Annotated in this window: 14 protein-coding genes and 1 rRNA gene; 9 read left to right on the top strand and 6 right to left on the bottom strand. The window is 26.9% G+C overall.

Annotation, left to right across the window (positions count from 1 at the left end; all coding sequences use genetic code 4):
- Nucleotides 1-21: 21 nt before the first annotated feature.
- Entirely contained in the window at nt 22-849 is an 828-nt protein-coding gene (locus AC0B4K_RS00475; protein ID WP_465103365.1) for a hypothetical protein, read from the top strand.
- A 170-nt stretch (nt 850-1,019) separates the two neighbouring features.
- On the opposite strand, the gene AC0B4K_RS00470 is transcribed toward AC0B4K_RS00475, so the two are convergent.
- A complete protein-coding gene (locus AC0B4K_RS00470; RefSeq protein ID WP_465103364.1) occupies nt 1,020-2,858 on the bottom strand; it encodes a hypothetical protein in 1,839 nt (612 codons plus the stop codon).
- A gap of 265 nt (nt 2,859-3,123) precedes the next feature.
- Between AC0B4K_RS00470 and AC0B4K_RS00465 the strand changes: the two genes are divergently transcribed.
- The gene (locus AC0B4K_RS00465) at nt 3,124-5,169 is read left to right on the top strand and encodes a S8 family serine peptidase (RefSeq protein WP_465103363.1); all 2,046 of its coding nucleotides are present in this window, start codon (nt 3,124-3,126) and stop codon (nt 5,167-5,169) included.
- Nucleotides 5,162-5,992, top strand: coding sequence for a hypothetical protein (locus AC0B4K_RS00460; protein ID WP_465103362.1), 831 nt, complete (start codon nt 5,162-5,164; stop codon nt 5,990-5,992). The genes AC0B4K_RS00465 and AC0B4K_RS00460 overlap by 8 nt, the downstream gene beginning before the upstream one ends.
- Nucleotides 5,993-6,087: 95 nt before the next feature.
- Here the strand turns inward: AC0B4K_RS00460 and AC0B4K_RS00455 are convergent, their stop codons facing one another.
- The 4 genes from AC0B4K_RS00455 to AC0B4K_RS00440 form a co-directional block, all read right to left on the bottom strand.
- On the bottom strand, nt 6,088-6,849 hold the full coding sequence (locus AC0B4K_RS00455) for a hypothetical protein (protein WP_465103361.1): 762 nt from the start codon (nt 6,847-6,849) through the stop codon (nt 6,088-6,090).
- A gap of 4 nt (nt 6,850-6,853) precedes the next feature.
- A complete protein-coding gene (locus AC0B4K_RS00450; protein ID WP_465103360.1) occupies nt 6,854-8,176 on the bottom strand; it encodes a hypothetical protein in 1,323 nt (440 codons plus the stop codon).
- Nucleotides 8,166-8,990, bottom strand: coding sequence for a hypothetical protein (locus AC0B4K_RS00445; RefSeq protein WP_465103359.1), 825 nt, complete (start codon nt 8,988-8,990; stop codon nt 8,166-8,168). Before AC0B4K_RS00445 ends, AC0B4K_RS00450 begins: the two co-directional genes overlap by 11 nt.
- Nucleotides 8,991-9,296: 306 nt before the next feature.
- Nucleotides 9,297-10,541 (bottom strand): MnuA family membrane nuclease, encoded by a 1,245-nt coding sequence (locus tag AC0B4K_RS00440; RefSeq protein ID WP_465103358.1) that lies wholly within the window; start codon nt 10,539-10,541, stop codon nt 9,297-9,299.
- 166 nt (nt 10,542-10,707) lie between these two features.
- On the opposite strand from AC0B4K_RS00440, the gene AC0B4K_RS00435 reads away from it, so the two are divergent.
- Together AC0B4K_RS00435 and AC0B4K_RS00430 are read left to right on the top strand one after the other, a co-directional pair.
- The gene (locus AC0B4K_RS00435) at nt 10,708-11,940 is read left to right on the top strand and encodes a restriction endonuclease subunit S (RefSeq protein WP_465103357.1); all 1,233 of its coding nucleotides are present in this window, start codon (nt 10,708-10,710) and stop codon (nt 11,938-11,940) included.
- Nucleotides 11,937-12,527, top strand: coding sequence for a restriction endonuclease subunit S (locus tag AC0B4K_RS00430; protein ID WP_465103982.1), 591 nt, complete (start codon nt 11,937-11,939; stop codon nt 12,525-12,527). Before AC0B4K_RS00435 ends, AC0B4K_RS00430 begins: the two co-directional genes overlap by 4 nt.
- 846 nt (nt 12,528-13,373) lie before the next feature.
- Here the strand turns inward: AC0B4K_RS00430 and AC0B4K_RS00425 are convergent.
- Nucleotides 13,374-14,267, bottom strand: a complete 894-nt coding sequence (locus AC0B4K_RS00425; RefSeq protein WP_465103356.1) for a hypothetical protein — start codon at nt 14,265-14,267, stop codon at nt 13,374-13,376.
- A gap of 284 nt (nt 14,268-14,551) precedes the next feature.
- On the opposite strand from AC0B4K_RS00425, the gene rrf reads away from it, so the two are divergent.
- The 4 genes from rrf (at nt 14,552) to asnA (ending at nt 18,660) form a co-directional block, all read left to right on the top strand.
- Nucleotides 14,552-14,657: ribosomal RNA gene (gene rrf / locus AC0B4K_RS00420) — 5S ribosomal RNA — on the top strand.
- 229 nt (nt 14,658-14,886) lie between these two features.
- A complete protein-coding gene (locus AC0B4K_RS00415) occupies nt 14,887-16,389 on the top strand; it encodes a hypothetical protein (RefSeq protein ID WP_465103355.1) in 1,503 nt (500 codons plus the stop codon).
- A gap of 114 nt (nt 16,390-16,503) precedes the next feature.
- Entirely contained in the window at nt 16,504-17,616 is a 1,113-nt protein-coding gene (dnaJ, locus tag AC0B4K_RS00410) for a molecular chaperone DnaJ (RefSeq protein ID WP_465103354.1), read from the top strand.
- A 60-nt stretch (nt 17,617-17,676) separates the two neighbouring features.
- Nucleotides 17,677-18,660, top strand: a complete 984-nt coding sequence (gene asnA / locus AC0B4K_RS00405; protein WP_465103353.1) for an aspartate--ammonia ligase — start codon at nt 17,677-17,679, stop codon at nt 18,658-18,660.
- The last annotated feature ends 33 nt before the right edge of the window (nt 18,661-18,693 follow it).

Raw genomic sequence — 18,693 nt, 5'->3', positions numbered from 1 at the left:
TATTTTAAGGAGATGATCCACATGAAAAGTAAATTTAAAAAGGTATTTTATACTTTATCTTGTTCTATAATAACCCTTTTACCCTTAATAACAACTTCGTGTATCAGAGACAACAATGATCCATATTATAATAAACCCAAAGAGCCTGATGACAATGCTGCATATGAATCCTATTATTCTGAAACTTTACTTGGTGATGGTTCAACTAAAGTTATTAGAAAACATCAACCCCATACATTCCTAGGCTTTAAAGAGAGACTTTGAGATAAAAAATCTATTAAATATTTTGATCTAATACAATACAACCTAATGGATGACACATTTAAAGAAAAAAATAAAGAACTCCTTGCACGTATAGAAGTCTTGCAATCCCCTAATCATGAAAAAATATCTGAGCTGGAAGCTCTTTTATGATCAACAGAAAGACGTTGATCATTAGATAAAATAGTTGAAAATTGGAGAGAATATAATATAGTTAAAAATAGAGATAAAGTCTTCCAATTAATAAATAATATCCATGAATTTCCTCAAGAACATAACGAAGTAAAAGATAAATTCAAAGACGTAGATTTCAATCAAAAATCCATTTTAATTATTAATGGTCTAGATCATACTACCACTGATACCTTTAGAGTAGCAAAAGAATCTGGCATGTGGCTTGAAGCTATTAAAGGCAATGATAAGAAGTTAAGTTTTCATTTTAAATATAAATATGAATCACTTTACAAAACAGTTGCACATGCTTTTGACCACCATGCAACTACTCATATTGTAGTGATTGATAAAATAACCTCATGAGATGGATACGAAATTGAAGTTTTTACACCAGGAATTAATGATTATAGATAATTAAACCACCTAGGGATATTTTTTCCTAGGTGGTTCTTTGTAATCATTATATACACAAAAATGTAAATAGTTTTTATAATGATTATTTTTAAACATTCTACAGAATAAAAAATATTTGGATTTCCAAATATTTTAGTTTTAGTTAAATAAATTAGATATTTTCTAATAAGTTATTGAAAATCTCAAAAAATCTCTTTTAGTAGTCTAAATTTATGGGAATTTGCTTTTGCCTCATTGGCATTTATATCTCGAATAAAATTAAATAATGTTTTTTCTTCTACTTTGTCACTATTATTAATTGGGGGAGTAAAAACATATGATTCTAATTCACCTTTTTCATTTACTCCTAGAGCTGAGTGAATATTGCTAGGTTTGTAACCTTCCGATCAATATTTTTTTATATTAGTACTAATCCTTATCATTCTATTAACATCTATATGCATTAAAAGAAGCATTTTACCAAAAGGAATGTTAAATTCTGCAGTAGATCTTGCATATTGCAATGCAATTGTCCTTGGATCATTCCATAATGCATCTCAATTATTATAAGCTGTTAAATCAACATATTTTTTTAATAATTCTGGTTTATCCAGCAATTTAGAGTATTTAACATAAGTATCTCTTAGTAGTTCTTGTCCACCACTATCCATCTTAATATAAGTATTTAAGGCATCTATATTCTTGTGCTCGCCTTTTTTATATTCAGTATCTTGATTTGAATTATTTCCATCTTTTATTCTTCAAATCTTAATTCATAAATTTTCTAAATTGTTAAACTCAGCTTCTAATTTCAATTGTATTTCTTCACGTAATTTATAATATTCATTAATTGTATTGACAAGATCAGATTCATCCTCAATGGTGATGTTATTTACATTTTTAGCTAAGATAGCACTATAATCATTTTTATATCTAGTTAATGCAGTTTCAACAAACTCATCTAATAAAATGTTTATTTTCCTTTTTAAGTCTTGCAAATGATTATTTTCAGTTTCCAATTTAGCTTTTACTCTGTCATTTAAACGATCATAATCATCATAAGCTTCTTTTCATTTTGTTTCGTCATCTAAAGTAATATTATTTACATCTTTGGATAAAATAACTTCGTGTTGTTCTTTGTAGTATTCTTCAGTTTCTAAATTTCATATTTCTTCTTGTAATTTCTCTAAATGTGAAAATTCTGTTTGCAATTTCTCTTTTACAACACTATGAAGACCTCTATGCTTACTTATTGCTTCATCTACTTTCTGTGAATCATTTAAGGTAATATTTTCTATGGTTTTGTTTAAAAGATAAGAATATGTATTTTTATATTTGTTTGTTTCCTCTTGTATTAAGTTTTCTATTTTTAATAGAAGTTGATTTAGCAGGATTTTTTCTTGAGTTAATTTTGTTTTTGCATTAATGCTCAAATTATTATATGCATTTAGAGCATATTTTACAGCAGTTAGGTTCCATATATTAATAAAATCTTTATTCCACCCATTATTAATTAAACCCGCGAAAATATGCTGATTATCATTTTTATATTTAATAATTTCTTTTTCAATTGCATCTCCTGCTAATTTATATATTTGTTTTTGTAATTCATCCAACAAAGTTTTTACCTGCGCTAACTGAGTTTGGGCTTCAATGCTTAACATATAATACTCATTAATAGCTATTTTTACTTTAATTTCATCCAGTGATGAAATATTTTCAAATCGTGTGTTTAAAACCTCACGATTATTTTGTTTATAAATATTTATTTCTTTTTCTAACACATTAGAATTTACAGATTTTTGAGGCTGTGTTTGCTGTGTTTTAGTATCTTGGGGTGAAATTTCCTCATCATGCCCAACTTCTGTTAATTTATCAGGATTAGTTACTACACCATCCCTAGGATTTGGACTAATAATTGGCAACGGTTTACTTGGTTTTGTTGGTTCCTCAGTTTTTCCACAACTTACTAATGCAATTGGTAGTGTAATGGTGACACTAGTAAGCATTAAATATCATTTTTTCTTCATAATTCAAATTATATATATATATATATATGAAGCAAAAACTAGAAAATCTTGTAGTTTCAAATATAATAACTTTTTACGAATAATGTTATTATTGCTAATATATATTAATATTTTAAATTTATTTATTCAACTCGTTACGAATCATTTAAATATACTATACTGCATATGTAAATGCTTATATATAAAAATTACATTGAACTTTGTAACAATTTGTTATAATAAATACATCAAATAAATCAAAGCTATTTTAATTAAGGAAATCCATATGAAAAATAAACCCAAAACACTCTTTTTAACTTTATTGAGTACTGGTACTCTAGCAACCTATTTTGCTGTACCATCTCACTTTAAACACGCAAAACAAAATTTAATATGATATGAAAATATAAATAATAATAAATTTGAAATTAGAAATCAATTTATGACAACTGTACTAAACAATAGTGGTCAATTTGAAAACATTCCAATTAATAATAATTTTGAACTTAAATTATTATTAAACCCGGGTTTTGAAACTGAAAACGAAGAATTTTTAAACAACTTTAATAACAATTTTATAAAAAAAGTTAATGCAAAGGATTTAAAATATCAATCTTTTGAAAAACTTACAACAATGCCTATTGTATGGTTTTATTTTAAAAATGAAAATGATAGAGAAAATTTTGTTAATAACATAAAAGACTGAACTGAAATTTATAAATTAATTGTTTTTGAAAATAAAGATCTAAATAGCGAAGCACGTGTCATGCAAGATTTTGAGAAAATGGGCTATAGCTACAATCCCTCTAGTTCACAATATGATTATAATTTTGAAAAATATAAACAAATTGTTAACAAAAACGCAAATATTGTTAATGCTACTAATCATTTAAATAATTCCAATATTAATAAAATAGGTATAGTGGAATCTTGAGCCTATCCTTTCCATACTAAATATCAACAATATTTTAAAAGTGGAATTGAAATAAATGAATTAGATAGAGAACCAAGGCCTAGGTGGAAAACTCATTCAACCATGGTATCTATGATTGCAGCCGGACAATACGGAATTGACAGGTCTTCTAAAGTATATTTATATACAGTCACCGGCAATGATAGCTATTGAATGTCTACCATTGAAAAAATGGTGAAAGAAGATGGAATTAGACTAATAAATCATAGTTATGGACTTGCAATGTTCTACGAAGACGAAAAAGGCAAGCAAGTGAAAGTGGAAGATTACTTTAATGGATATAATGAAAATACATATTTCTTAGACTATATATCTAGAAAATATGGAGTAATAAATGTAATTGCAGCTGGGAATGATGGGACTCATGATCACCACTTAATTAGTGAGAATAAATTATCATTTAATTCAGTTGTTGTAGGGGCACTGGACGATTCTGCTTCTGAAAGAGACCTAAGAAAAAATATAGTTGCTGATTACTCTAATTATAGATTATTGCCTGAATTTAAAAATATTTCAAAGCCTTTAGTTGTAGCACCTGCTTATTTTTATGATCCAGTTTATAACAATAATAATTATTCACATGGAACTAGTTATGCTGCACCAGTTGTAACTGGTTTAATTTCAAATTTATTCAAATATAAATCAGATATTAAAAACAGTGAATTCAGGATTCCAGTTGTTAAGTCTATTCTATCAGCTTCTGCAGTTAGTCCAAAGCACGATAATTTAAACTACAAGTCAAGTGGTTATGAACAAAAATTTGGCGCCGGAACAGTGGATTTTAAAACAATGTTAGAAGCAGCTAACAACTATTCAACACTAAAAATTCATCCAACTAATGATAGTGGTTTTGTATTTTCAAGTAAAGAAATAAATTTAAAAAAGAATCAAACGATAAAAATATCTAGTTCCTGAATGTTTAATGCTGGTCTTTTAAATCAATCTGAAGTTAGGCCAGAGTATAAAGAAAATACAAGTTGGTGAAATTCATTTTTAAATTTCTTTTCTCCATCACGTAAAAGAAGCCAAGAACTAGAAAAACAAAAAACTATTGCTGAGGGTAAAATGTGAGACTTAACTCATAAATCTGAGATTCGTTTGACTCAATCTGAGGCAATAAAACGTCAAAACAACAATTGATTTTCTGATTATGACTTATATTTAGAAAAAAAGGAATCAAATGGAAAATGGGTTGTTGTGAAGATGATTCAGTCTGCAGTGAGTAATGATGAATTACTTGAATATAAAGCAACTTCTTCAGGGACTTATAGATATCGCATTAAAAAGTATGAGAAATATGACTTTAGTAATTCTGTATATGATTTAATAGCAATTACTCACGTGATTAAAAATGATTAAAACAATTAGAAAATTGCTAACTAGTCTCGTGACTTTAGCAACCCCTATAACTATAACATCATGCAATGATAGCCAACCTGTTGGAAACAAACCTATTCCGCCACAAATTGTTCTAGATAAGCCAGACGAATATTACGAAAATCAAGTTAAAGAAATGTACGAAGTTATTTATCAAATATATGAACCATTTACAAAATCAGGAGTTTTTGCACCTAAAGAATGATTAGAAGAAGATCAAAAAACAATTAAAGAGCAATATAGACAAAAAGGTATTGACACATTTAATATTACTTTTTTTAGTATTTACCCACCATATTTAGAAGATATTAAACAACAAAAATGACGTGCATCAGATTTTATTCGAATAACTACTAAAGATGATTTTGATACTTATATTATAGAAAGGTTTAAAGAACTTAATAAATCTGAAGAATATAGTGATAGTAGTAAGATTAAAAAATTATTCGAAGAATTATATTTAAATAACCAAGATGCATATAAAGTTTTGAAAACTAATGATATTTTCATAAAAAAGCAATCAGATAATGTTAAGACTCCCGACGGTGGGTTTATAATTCCAATTTATGAAAATGGTCAAGTAACAATTAATACAATATATTCATATAAAAAACCTGAACCAGTGTGATTTGTGCCGTTAACTTATAATCCCGAGCCATCTCATATTTGAGAAGTATTCTTAATTAAGAAAAACCATACAGCAGAATATAATGTCATCGAAAGACGTATTGAAGAGTCTGCTGCTAACTTTAAGGATAAAGTATCACAGTGGTATACGACAAAATTTGCAAAAAATTATTTATAATTTTAAATAAATTTAAGCAATAAGTCTGAAAATAAAGTCAAAAGAAAAAGTTAACATTTTCATGTTAACTTTTTCTTAAGTGCAGAACTAAATTATTAAATATTTATTAACTCTTTAAAATTAATATTTTTGAAATTAACTTTTATAAAATCATAAGGCAGGAGCATCATAAAATATATAAATTCTTCTTTAGTTGAAAAAAATTCTTGACCTATATTTGAATAATTAAGATTAACTTTAAAAAAATATCAAGGTTTTTTTATTTCAGTTATAAATATTTTATTTCTTTTAATATTTAAATTACGATAAAGTTGTTTAGTTTGGTTGATAGTAATTAAATACTGGTTGTCAAGTTTGCTATTTAATTCTCTTCATTGATTAATTTTATCAATGTTTAAACCAGCAATAGTATCATATTTACTCTTTTGTATAATAGTTTTAAGAACATAAAAAAATTTAACAAATACTACTGTGGAAATTGATAATATAAGAAAAATAGTTTTGTGTGGTCTTTGATCTAAAACTGACGCTTTAATAAAGGTTCTAGCTATAATTAAGAGAATAGCACCTAAAATAAGGCAGCATATTTTTAAATATAACGTTAATCTTATAATTTTCTTATATTCAAAATTATAAGATTTGAAAATTCTTTCAAAAGCATCAAAGTATCAATCGTGAACTTTTAGTGAGTACCATTCTAAAAAGAAATTAATTTTCGATTTTTGAACATAGTATAAATATGCACTAAAAATAAAGTTTTTAGTTTTTAGTTTTTCATAAAGATAAGTAAATACCATTAGTATAATTCAAATACTAAATAATAATCCAGATGTAATATAAATTAAATTAAAAATCATTATTTTACCCTAAATTATCTTCGAGTGTTTTATTACTATTTTTAGATCTTAGATATTCGTATGTATATGTTTTATTATTTTTTGTTACTGTTCTTTTAACCTTAATGAGATTATAACTAGCAAGTTCAAACTTGCTCATTTCTAACATTTCTTTCCTGCTAAAGATTTTACCATCAATTAAACGTTTAAAGAATATGTTGGTGCCACCAGTACCACCATTACTATATGAACCAGTCTGCCTAGTTTCAGAAATAACAACTATCTTATTTAGTTTTTGAAATTCAGTTCATCTAGTTTTGTTTTGTTCATAAATATTTTTAAGATTTGTAACTAATTCCCTAGTTCGTTCTAAGGATTTTAGTTCTTTATCTAATTGAACCCCTGATTCAATTAGACTATGTAAATCATAAAAAAAACCAAATATACTTCATTTTTTGCTTACTGAGGCAAGTGCTTTATTTCAAAACTTTGAGTTTGTCTTAATTTCTGGTATAAAAGTATTTATCAAATCTATAACTATTTTAATTTTGTCAATATTACTTCCATTTGGGTTCGTTTGATATAAATGCACAGCTAAATTTAAAGACTTTCTGAGTAATTCAATTTTTGTATTAAACCCATCTTTTATATGACTAAGTATATTAGATATTATTCCTGTTGGAATGGATAACAAACCTATTCCTTTATGGACAAACCCGATAATATCAAAAAGCACAGATGCTGCATTTAAAGACACTATTGCGATTTGGTATTTGCTTGCAATTTCTTCAGCTTCTAAAAGTTCGTCATATAATTTATTTGATTCTTGAGTTGTTTTTTGAAATTGTTCAAATAACAGATTAAGAACTTTTGAAGTACCTGAGTCTTCATTTATATATGTATTATAAGAAGTCAAAATTTGTTTTGGAGTTTTATTTTCCTTAGGTTTCGTGATAGTATTCTTAATAATACTACTTTTAGTATATTTTGCAAGTTTTGAATTATATTTATTAAGTAAATCAATATTGCTAGAAAAAGATTTCAAATTTAAATCAGGGTTTTTTACAGCAATATTATCAATAACTTTAGTTATAAAGTTTAATTTTAAGTTATTTGTTTTTTCATCTATTTTTGTTGATAATAGATTTTTTACATTATTTTGACTTTGTGTAGTTTCAAAAATTATTCTCATGATATCTTTAAATATCTTAATTTGTTTTGGATCTTGATTTAGATCTAAATCATTAAAATGCTCTTTATTTGGCATAATATTAGAATGAGAAATGGATGCTACATTAGCTAATTGAACTACATCTAAATTAGAAATAAAAGCTTTTTTAAATTTCATAATTTCATTCCTTTCTATCATTAATTAAATTCCAAGGAAGAATATTTAAAAAGTAATTTCAATCTTCCTTTGTTTTGAAGATGCTTTTGTCACACGCTTGATAATTAGTGTTAAACTTTAGTTTTAATTTCTTGTTGCCTTGGTTCATTACTAGCTTTATACTTTTGTCTTTAAAGTCATTTGTGCAATGGTTATAAATTAAGCCAAATTCTCTATCTCCAGGCAATCTATCATTAACTTCTTTCCACAAGGTTATCAGTTCCTTATAATAATTAGATTCAATAAAAAACTTATTATCACTCATTTTAAGTTGAATAAAAGCATTTATTATCAAAATGCCAACAATGGTAAATATTGAAATTAACCTTACTATATAAAACTGAGTAGATATTTCTGTGAAAAAAAGTGCACTAAAAGCAGTTAAAATTACTATACATAATATAATTAAAACACTTACAAAAGCAACTTTTTCTTTTTTTTCTAAATAAACTTCATTAATAAATTTATTATACTTAATTAGTACTAACTCAAGATTATCAAAATAGTTTTCATTAAGTTTAATTCTTTTTTGAACAAAAAATTGCATAGTGTTTTTGTTCAAAATATTAAAAATATGTGCAAATGGTAATTTACTTTTTTTAATAGAATAATATTTAATTAAAATAAGACTAATTACTAATATAATTATTACAGTTGTTACACTGATAATGATTGTATCTGAATATTCATTAAATACTAATTCAAAGAAGCTATTACTTTTATCACTGCTATCTCGTTCGTATGGTCCTTTAATTTTTAAAATTGGTGTGTCCAAACTTCCTCCATATTTTACTTATTAAATTATATACTTTAATATATAAAATACCGCTATTTATATATTTATAATATAGTTTAAGATTGCTAGATAATGGTAATGGATAGAGTAGTATAAAATATTATAAACATAATTAAGAAATTAGAAGTAAAAATACTGCAACACTGAGAGATTTAAATGAGCAATTAAAAAGATTTTCAAATTAATGCTACAAATTATTTAAAACAACATTTTGTTGAATTAAAACCGGACAGAAATCTTAACTTTTCTGTCCGGTTTTAACCTTTTGAGCTTTTTTATAAATTATTAACTCTGTTCGGATTTTTTCAACTTAATATAACTATGTACAAATGTATGGTCTGAAATCCTGAATGACATTTGCCCGTCTGTTATACCTTGAGTGGTGCTTAAATTCTTATCTGTTTTATAAAGTTCAATATACTTTTGGCGATCTAAATGATTCTGGAAAGCTTTAAGTAAGTCAAATTTAAAATCTTGTTCACTAGCTTCTTTAAATTCATTCTTAGGATCATATGCAATAAACTTATCATATGGGTTAGCATACGCTTTTTCACTCATTGAACTATTTTGTCATTCAAATGGGCCAGAATTATCACTATAACCAGTTTTATAGCCTAAATTAACGTAATAATTATTACTATTTACAGTATTTTCTTTTTTAATATTAGTATCACCATTAAAGATAACTAGATCTTCTAATTGTTTACTTGGGTAAAAGTTTTTTAGACTTTCAAAGGCATTATGAATGTCTAAAAATTCATTTACTTCTTGTGAACCTTGTCCTGATCATTTAACTCCTTTAATTGTCGGCGATAATTCTTCTTCAACTCCTTTAGCAGTAGATTTACCTGGAGCATCTAAATGACCATTAATAATTCAAAACCTTGTATCTATATTTTTTATCTTCCAATACGAATATCATAATGGCCTAGTATATTTAACATCCTTACCATAAAATGCATTATGACCTTTAGTGTCTAAAGGTTCATACAAATCTGGATTATATAAAATAGCATAAGATTCTTTTGAATTAGGCCTTTCAGTTGAATAAAGGCCTAATGGACTTTTAGCTAAGGATAAGGTTTTATTGTATTTTTCCTTTAGAACTTCAATAACTCTTTCAACTGCAACTCAATCTTCATAACCAACTTCTTGTACTGATAGAAAATCCACTTTTTCTTTTGCAATTAACTCTGCAACTGCTTGAACTCTAAATCCTAATTTATTTGATGATTTCCCAAAATTAGCTATATTTCAAGAAGTTAATTTTAATTCATCATTTAGTGTATTTACATTTGTAGTAGAGTTTGAATTGCTTGATCCTGATCCTGATCCTGATCCTGGGTTTTCCTGTGAACCACTTGGTGGTTTTTGTGGTTGTTCAGGTTTTTTATTATCTTTATTGATAAATTCGTTGTATAAAAAATATCCAGCAACTCCGATTGCTCCAACTATCGCTGTTGAACCATTTATAATCCACATTGATTTTTTATTATTTTTAAATCATGAGTTTTTTTTCTTTTTTGACATTTTATTATTCCTCCAAAATTTTATATATAAATTATTATAAAACATATTGTATATTTAATACCAAAAATTATATAAATGTTATTTTGGGTGCTAAATATTATAGTTAACCATATATCGCGATTTAATTTATGTTAAAATTAATTTATTATATATTAAAGGGAGCATTATGAACAAAATAGAGTCTTTAATTAAAGAATTATGTCCTGGTGGTGTTGAGTATAAAAAACTTAGCGATGTAGCTAAGTGTGTTAAAGGTAAACAACTTAACAAAGACAAATTAGTTACAAGTGGATATCCAGTTATAAATGGTGGTGTAAATCCTACTGGTTATTGACATGAATATAATTTTAATGAAAATAAAATCACTATAGCTCAAGGTGGATCAGCTGGGTTTGTCCAATGACAAAACTCAAAGTTTTGAGCAGGTGCTCATTTATACGTAATCCAAGAATGTAGTGATATTCTTAATTATAAATATTTATATTATGTAATTAAGAATAATCAAGATAAGTTAATGGAAGCAAAATACGGAACAACTATTCCATCCTTATCGATGGAAGTTGTCAATAATCTTCTTATTCCTATCCCGCCCCGCGCAGTCCAAGATGAAATTGTTAAAATTCTTGATAATTTCACAGAACTTACAACAGAACTTACAACAGAACTTACAACAGAACTTACAACAGAACTTACAACAGAACTTACAACAGAACTTAAATACCGTAAGCAACAATATGAGTATTATCGCGATAAATTATTAACTTTTGATGATTCAATAAAGGAAATTACATTAGATCAAATTGCTAAATTTACATATGGCTATACAGCATCATCTAAAGATGAGGGTGATTTCAGATATATTAGGATTACTGATATATCTGAAGATGGTAGTTTAATAATGGATAACAAAAAGTATATCCCTAGTGAAGCGGGAATAGAAAAATATAGATTACAGAAAGGTGATTTATTAGTTTCTCGAACAGGTTCATATGGTAAAACTTTATATTTTGATTCTGATGAACCTGCAGTATTTGCATCTTATTTAATAAAAATAGATTTAGATAATACAATAATTAGCAATAAATATTATTGACATTTTTCTAAATCTAATTTATATTGAAATCAAGCTAAAAGAATTGTCTCAGTTGGTACACAGCCTCAATTTAATGCTAAGGCAATTGGACAAATTAAAATTCCCCTTCCACCTCTTCCAGTTCAAAACCGCATTGCTGAAGTCTTAGACAACTTTGAGCAAATTTGTCATGATCTCAAAATTGGATTACCTTCTGAAATATCTTTAAGACAAAAACAATATGAATATTATAGAGATCTCATATTATCATTTAATATTAATGATATTGAGAGAGAGAGAGAGAGAGAGAAGATAATTCAGGATTAGCCAAACTCTTTGAATATGTCTTTGGTTTTGAACTAGTTAATTTTGGGTATGAGGTTAAATACCAAAAACTTAGCGATGTGGCTAAGTGTGTTAAGGGTAAGCAACTTAACAAGGACAAATTAGTTACAAGCGGATATCCAGTTATAAATGGGGGTGTAAATCCTACTGGTTATTGACATGAATATAATTTCAATGAAAATAAAATCACTATAGCTCAAGGTGGATCAGCAGGGTTTGTCCAATGACAAAACACAAAGTTTTGAGCAGGTGCACATTTATATGTAATCCAAGAATGTAGTGATATTCTTAATTATAAATATTTATATTATGTAATTAAGAATAATCAAGATAAGTTAATGAAAGCAAAATACGGAACAACTATTCCATCCTTATCGATGGAAGTTGTCAATAATCTTATTATTCCTCTCCCTCCTCTTCAACTCCAAAACAAAATAGTTGAAATATTAGATAATTTCTCCGACTTAATAAATGATATAACTAAAGGCTTACCGGCAGAAATAAACCTTAGAAAAAAGCAATATGAATATTATAGGGATAGATTGTTAAGCTTTAAAGATGATAAATAGCAACAATCTATATATAGTTTCTCGCTATTTTTTTTAGTTTTATATAAGTGTCTTTGAGAAACATTACGACAAACCTAAACTATGATATATTTCATATCTACAATTTATTAATAAATTAATATTCTTCAACTCTATAAATAAAATGTTGAAGAATAAATTTTATACAAAGGAATAAAATTAAACTATGGCTTCAAAAATGAGAAAAATAATAAAGTCTCACAAATGTTTTTAGGATCACGTCATTAATAATCCCTATATCCTTATATACATGATATAAAGTGGAATATAATTAATTACAAAAAGATAAAGAAATTGGTGGTGGTCCTAATGAACTGAAACTAAAACGCTTTGACTAAGAAATAGGTTTACCTACCCTTATTCGCAAAAGATCTAGAAAGATTATTAAATAACCAAAGCAAATATAATTATTATGAACCATATAAATATAGTAATAAGCATATTAAACTAAATAAAAATAATGAATCTGTTCCTTTAATATATTTATCGGATAATGTTAAAAACGCTACATATATTTTTAAAACAAAAGAAGATTCTATAAACTTGTTTAGACATATTAGGACTTAAATTCACTTGTTCCCAAATGAAGAATTAATACTTAAAAATTTTAATGATTTATTAAATAAAGTTAATTTTTAAACACAAGACCTAATTTTATTAAATAATTATAAACAGTACATTCGCACATCCCAATGTGATATCGGTAAGATAGTTGAGATATTAAAAGATTACTCATACAATGAAACAAAAAAAACATGAAAATAAAATCAAATGAAATATAATTGAATAAAATGAAGATATGAAAAAAGTAATATGCATTTTTGCATATTACTTTTTACTTATTTTTTGCGCCTCTGGATAATGCTTGATAAAATCATTACTGTATCAATCATTTAGCATAACCCCAAAATTTTCTTCAGCTTTACCCCCTACATCCCTTTGGAAATATTTTTTTAATACAAGCTCAACATTTTTAGGAATTATAAATACTTCTCATGCATGTGAATCTAATATTCAGGCAGGATAGTCATGCTGTAGGCTATCTATTATATTTAAAGTTACTTTATTATTCTCATAAAATGGAATTATGTAAATGCCGCTTCAGCCATGAGTTCTATATTCATTATATTTTGTAATAAAAATATCACTGGTTTTCAAAACTTCATTTAGATCTTGTTTATTTAAATATAATTCCTCAAATAACTTTGTTATTTGAGAGTCTTGATTAAAATCATCAAAATTATGCAATTCTTTAAATCTATTAATAATTATTTCATTAAATTCGCTTATATTAGATATTTTTATAAAATGACCATCAATAGTCGGCAAGTCATCTGAAAAGAAAAGTTCATTAAACGGGACTGCCGACCCATCTGAATTTTTTTGCACTCTTTTATATTTAACATACCCATTATTAGGTTTTAATCATTCATCAGGTATAAATGTTTTTATGGTTGTAAATTTCTGATAATGAGGAAGTATTAAATTAAGTAATTCTCCGGCAGTTTTACGTTGAGGTATTTTTCATTTTGTATTACTACTAGTAATACGGTTATCACTTTCATTAAGTTTTGTAAGTTCTTGTTTTTTATCTTGTTGTTGTTTTTTGGAAGTATCATCTTTTAAAGGTTCAAAATTTATATAATGAGGGGAACACGAAACAATTACGAAAAGACTAAAAACAGTTATTAAACTAGCCAATAATTTCTTATTTATTTGCATTTCTTACCACGTGTGTTGCTGCAATTAAATCATCAACAAAAGTATTAAGATTAATTTTAGTCATATTTACCCTTTATAAATATTTTGTATATATAAATTATAATTTTGTATACTAATATTATATTATAATTTTTTTTTGAAATGAGTTTATGAGAAACTACAAAAAACTGCTAAAATTAAAAGACAATTATTTTGTTGATATTTTGTAAATGACTTTTCCAAAAAACACGGGAACAAAAAAATAAAAAAATATTTTGACTTTTATTTTTTTGTGTTATACTATTATCAGTGGTTATAGCAAGAGGGATCACCTGATACCATTCCGAACTCAGTAGTTAAGCCTCTTTACGCCGACGATAGCCTAAAGGTGAAAATAGGAAGCCGCTGTTTTTTTATATTTTTTGATAAAATTCAAAATATAAAAACTATTTAAATAAATATAATTGAATTAAATTTAACAAACAAAAAACATATTATTCACTTTTTATAATTCAAATCCAAACAGTGAATAATATGTTTTCTTATTTAGAAAGTTGCAAGGCAATGGATTTTAATTGTATATTTAGTATAATTACTTTGGTAAAGCTTCAATTTAACTTTACCAAAAGGAGCTAAAATTATGAAAAAAAGTTTTAAAAAGGCTTTTGCTTTGTTATCTACTTCATTAATAACACTGCCTATTATTGGATTAAGTGCTAATACAAATCAAAGTAATGATACTGCATATTTTGATAAAACTGTTACAGAAAATGGTAAAAAATACCATGTAGTAAATATTAGTTTTGCATTAAAAGATAATGAAATAAATGACCTTAAATCAATGTATTCATTTATTAGTTTTACATTAGAGCACCCTAATATAAATGGTGGAGATAATGTAATGTATTTAGGATACACAAATAAAGTTAAAGAAGTTACAACTAGTTTTAAAGCAACTGGTGCTAGGCTTGAAAATGGAAAATTTAATGAAGCTACAAAGACATATTCACTAGATATTAAATTTGCGGGCGATTATGCTTGAACAGCGGCAAACTTTAAATTCGAAATTGGTCTTGGTGGTAGAGAAATTACCATTAAACCAACAAGCCGCCATGTTGTAAAACAAACTGCTTTAGAAAAAATGAGCCACGAAGAATTATTAAAATTAGCAGCAAGTGTAGAAACTTATAAACCAGAGATTAAAAAACCTTTTGAATCTGCAGTAAAAGATTTTGCTTTTATCCCATTAGATGAGAAAAAAGTAAATGCTAGAAACGCTTCATATAAAGTTAATGTTAATCCATCCACTGGAAAGCCATATTTGCATATTTATGGAACTAATGAATATACTGAAGTATATCCATATGATAATGAACTATGATTAGTTCCAATTTACCAAGTAGTAATTCCAAATAATCATAAATTTGGAAAAAATAGTAATATGAAAATGTACTTAAATATGACAATTCAACAAGAAGGTCAAAGCACCGGAAATGTTTCATATGTAGTAGATGCTAATCAAGCTGAAGTCATTTCTAACCTAGGTTCTAATAGGGCGGATCTTAGCATTGTTGCAAATAGCTATAAAGCTGATGATGAATTAGGATATATAACATTCCAATTGCGTTTAGGAACAAGGTGGGATCCATCTAAATCTCGTATCGTTATGTCATTTAATGGTTATAAAAATGGATCATACTTCAGAGTCGCCGGTAAAGATAGACAGTCTAATGATGTACAATTAACAAAATGACAACAAAACGAAATTTGAAGAAAAGGAACATGAAATAAATATGTTTCTTTTGATAGTAATATCTTAAATTCAAATGGAACAAGACAGTCTTTAACAAATAATGTTCTTAATGGTAAAGAAGTAACAATTGAATTATCACACCCTGATACTCCTAAAACAACTATGAAATACACTATACAAGGCAATAAGTTAGTACCTGTTAATGGTTCAACAAACCAAGTTAAATTTAATGCTTATGTTAAAAATGGTTCAAAGTTAATAAATGGAAATAAATTTGGATTTTATGTTGAATTTAGCAGTTTATTTGATCCAACTAAGGCTATTATAAAAGTAACATATGACGGAAAAACTCAAGAAGTTAAAATGCCTAATTTTTGGGGTTGATTCTAGGAAAAATCATGTTATTTTGTAAATCAAAATATTCGGAGCAATCCGAATATTTTTCTTATATTCTTTTTTATTTTTTATTAGCAATAAAATATGTTTTGTGCTAAAATAGATATCATGAATAATAAAAGAGATTATTATGAAGTTTTAGGACTCAATAAAAATGCAACAGACCAAGAAATAAAAACAGCCTACCGTTCACTTGCTAAGAAATACCACCCTGATAAATTAAAAGATGGGACAAGTGATAAAAAAATGCAAGAGCTTAATGAAGCATATGAAGTATTATCAAACAGCGAAAAACGTAATTTATATGATAATTACGGACATGAAGCTGCCAACGGTTATAATGGAGCTGGAGCCCAAGGCTTTAATGCTTCAGGTTTTGGTGGTTTTAGTGATATATTTGAAAATATCTTTAGTGGCTTTACTGGCTCATCATCTAGACGTGCCAGCTATGCTGAACGAGGTGCAGATATTAAAAGTGTTCAAAAAATATCATTTATGGAAGCAATAAATGGAATTGAAATTCAAAAAAATATTCCTAAATATAGCCTTTGTTTACATTGCAATGGATCAGGCGCTGAATCAAAAAACGACATTCATACATGTCAAACATGTAAAGGAGCAGGTTATACAACAAAACAAAGCCGTGGATTTTTCGGAATTACTACACAACAAATTGTATGTAATACTTGCCAAGGAGAAGGTAAAACAATTACTAAAAAATGTAGTAACTGTAAAGGTAATAAATACATAAAAACTAATAAAAATGTTAAAATTCCAATTGCTCCAGGAACTGAAGATGGAGCTGTATTAAAACTCCAAGGATACGGTGAAGCAGGAACTAATGGAGGCCCTGCTGGAGATTTATATATTTATATTTCCGTTGATAAACATAAATATTTTGAACGTCGTGGCAATGATCTATATTTAGAATTTCCAGTTTCAATTATTGATATAATGCTTGAAAATAATGTTAAAGTTCCAACTCCATATGGCGAAGTAACCATTTCTCTTAAAAAATCATATGAATCAGGACAAGTTATTAAAGTTAGTGGTAAGGGTGTACAAAGCAAATACCGTGTAGGAGACCTTAAATTAATCTTAAAAGTAGTGCAACCTGAATTATCACGTTCACAAACTAAGGAATTGCTTAAGGTTTTTCAAACAATGGAAGATTCCTCAAACAAAGATTTCATGCAAATGGTTAATAAAACACTTAAATAGTTATGTTATAAACATAACTATTTTTAATTAGTGTAATACATTATTTGCTATAATATCTCCATGTATAAATCAAAATTAAACATTAAAGAAACACAAAAAGCAATTCAATCCTTGAAAAAGAATTTCCAAGCTTTGATCCAGGAAAAGTTGAATTTGACACGGGCAACTGCTCCACTATTCTTATTAAAAGAATCGGGATTAAATGATGGTTTAAACGGTGAAGCTCCTGTGTCTTTCTCACCTAAGGAGCAACCTAATATTCATTTAGAAATCGTTCATTCACTCGCTAAATGAAAAAGGCATGCTTTAAAACAATATAATTATTTACCAGGCGAAGGTATATATACTGATATGAATGCAGTGCGCCGGGAAGAAGACCTTGATTTTACTCATTCATATTATGTTGATCAATGGGATTGAGAAGTTATTATAAATAAAAGTGATCGCAATATTGACTTCTTACATAATGTAGTAAAAAAAATATATTCTGCCTTATACCAGACAAAGGAAAACTTAGTTAAAGAATTTTCGGTTCTTGAAAATAATTTACCAAAAGAAGTTTTTTTCATTAGTTCACAGGAATTAGAAGACTTATATCCTGCAATGACCTTGGAAGAAAGAGAAGATGCTATTGTTCGTGAAAAAGGTGCTGTTTTTATATCTAAAATTGGTCATAAACTTAAATCAGGTTTAATTCATTCTCTTAGAGCTTTTGACTATGATGATTGAAACTTAAATGGTGATTTACTTGTTTATTCGAAAGTACATGATAAAGCTATTGAAATTTCATCAATGGGCATTAGAGTTGATCAAAATTCTATTATAAGCCAAAGCAATAAAACACAAGAAGAAGTTAAAAACCTCTCGCCATATCACAAAGCAATTATTGAAAATACACTACCTTTAACTATTGGTGGTGGTATTGGTCAAAGCCGTGTGAGTATGTTTTTATTAGAAAAAAAACATATCGGTGAAGTTCAAGCTAGTTTTTGACCTGAAAACTACCGTAATGAACTTAAAGAACAAGGAATTGAATTATTATAATTATTAATCTAAAAACTGGAGAGATTATCTCTC

It is taken from the genome of Mycoplasma sp. 11548 (assembly GCF_055523555.1).
The sequence above is the reverse complement of the archived record's forward strand: the minus strand, read 5'-3'. Positions and strand labels throughout refer to the sequence as shown.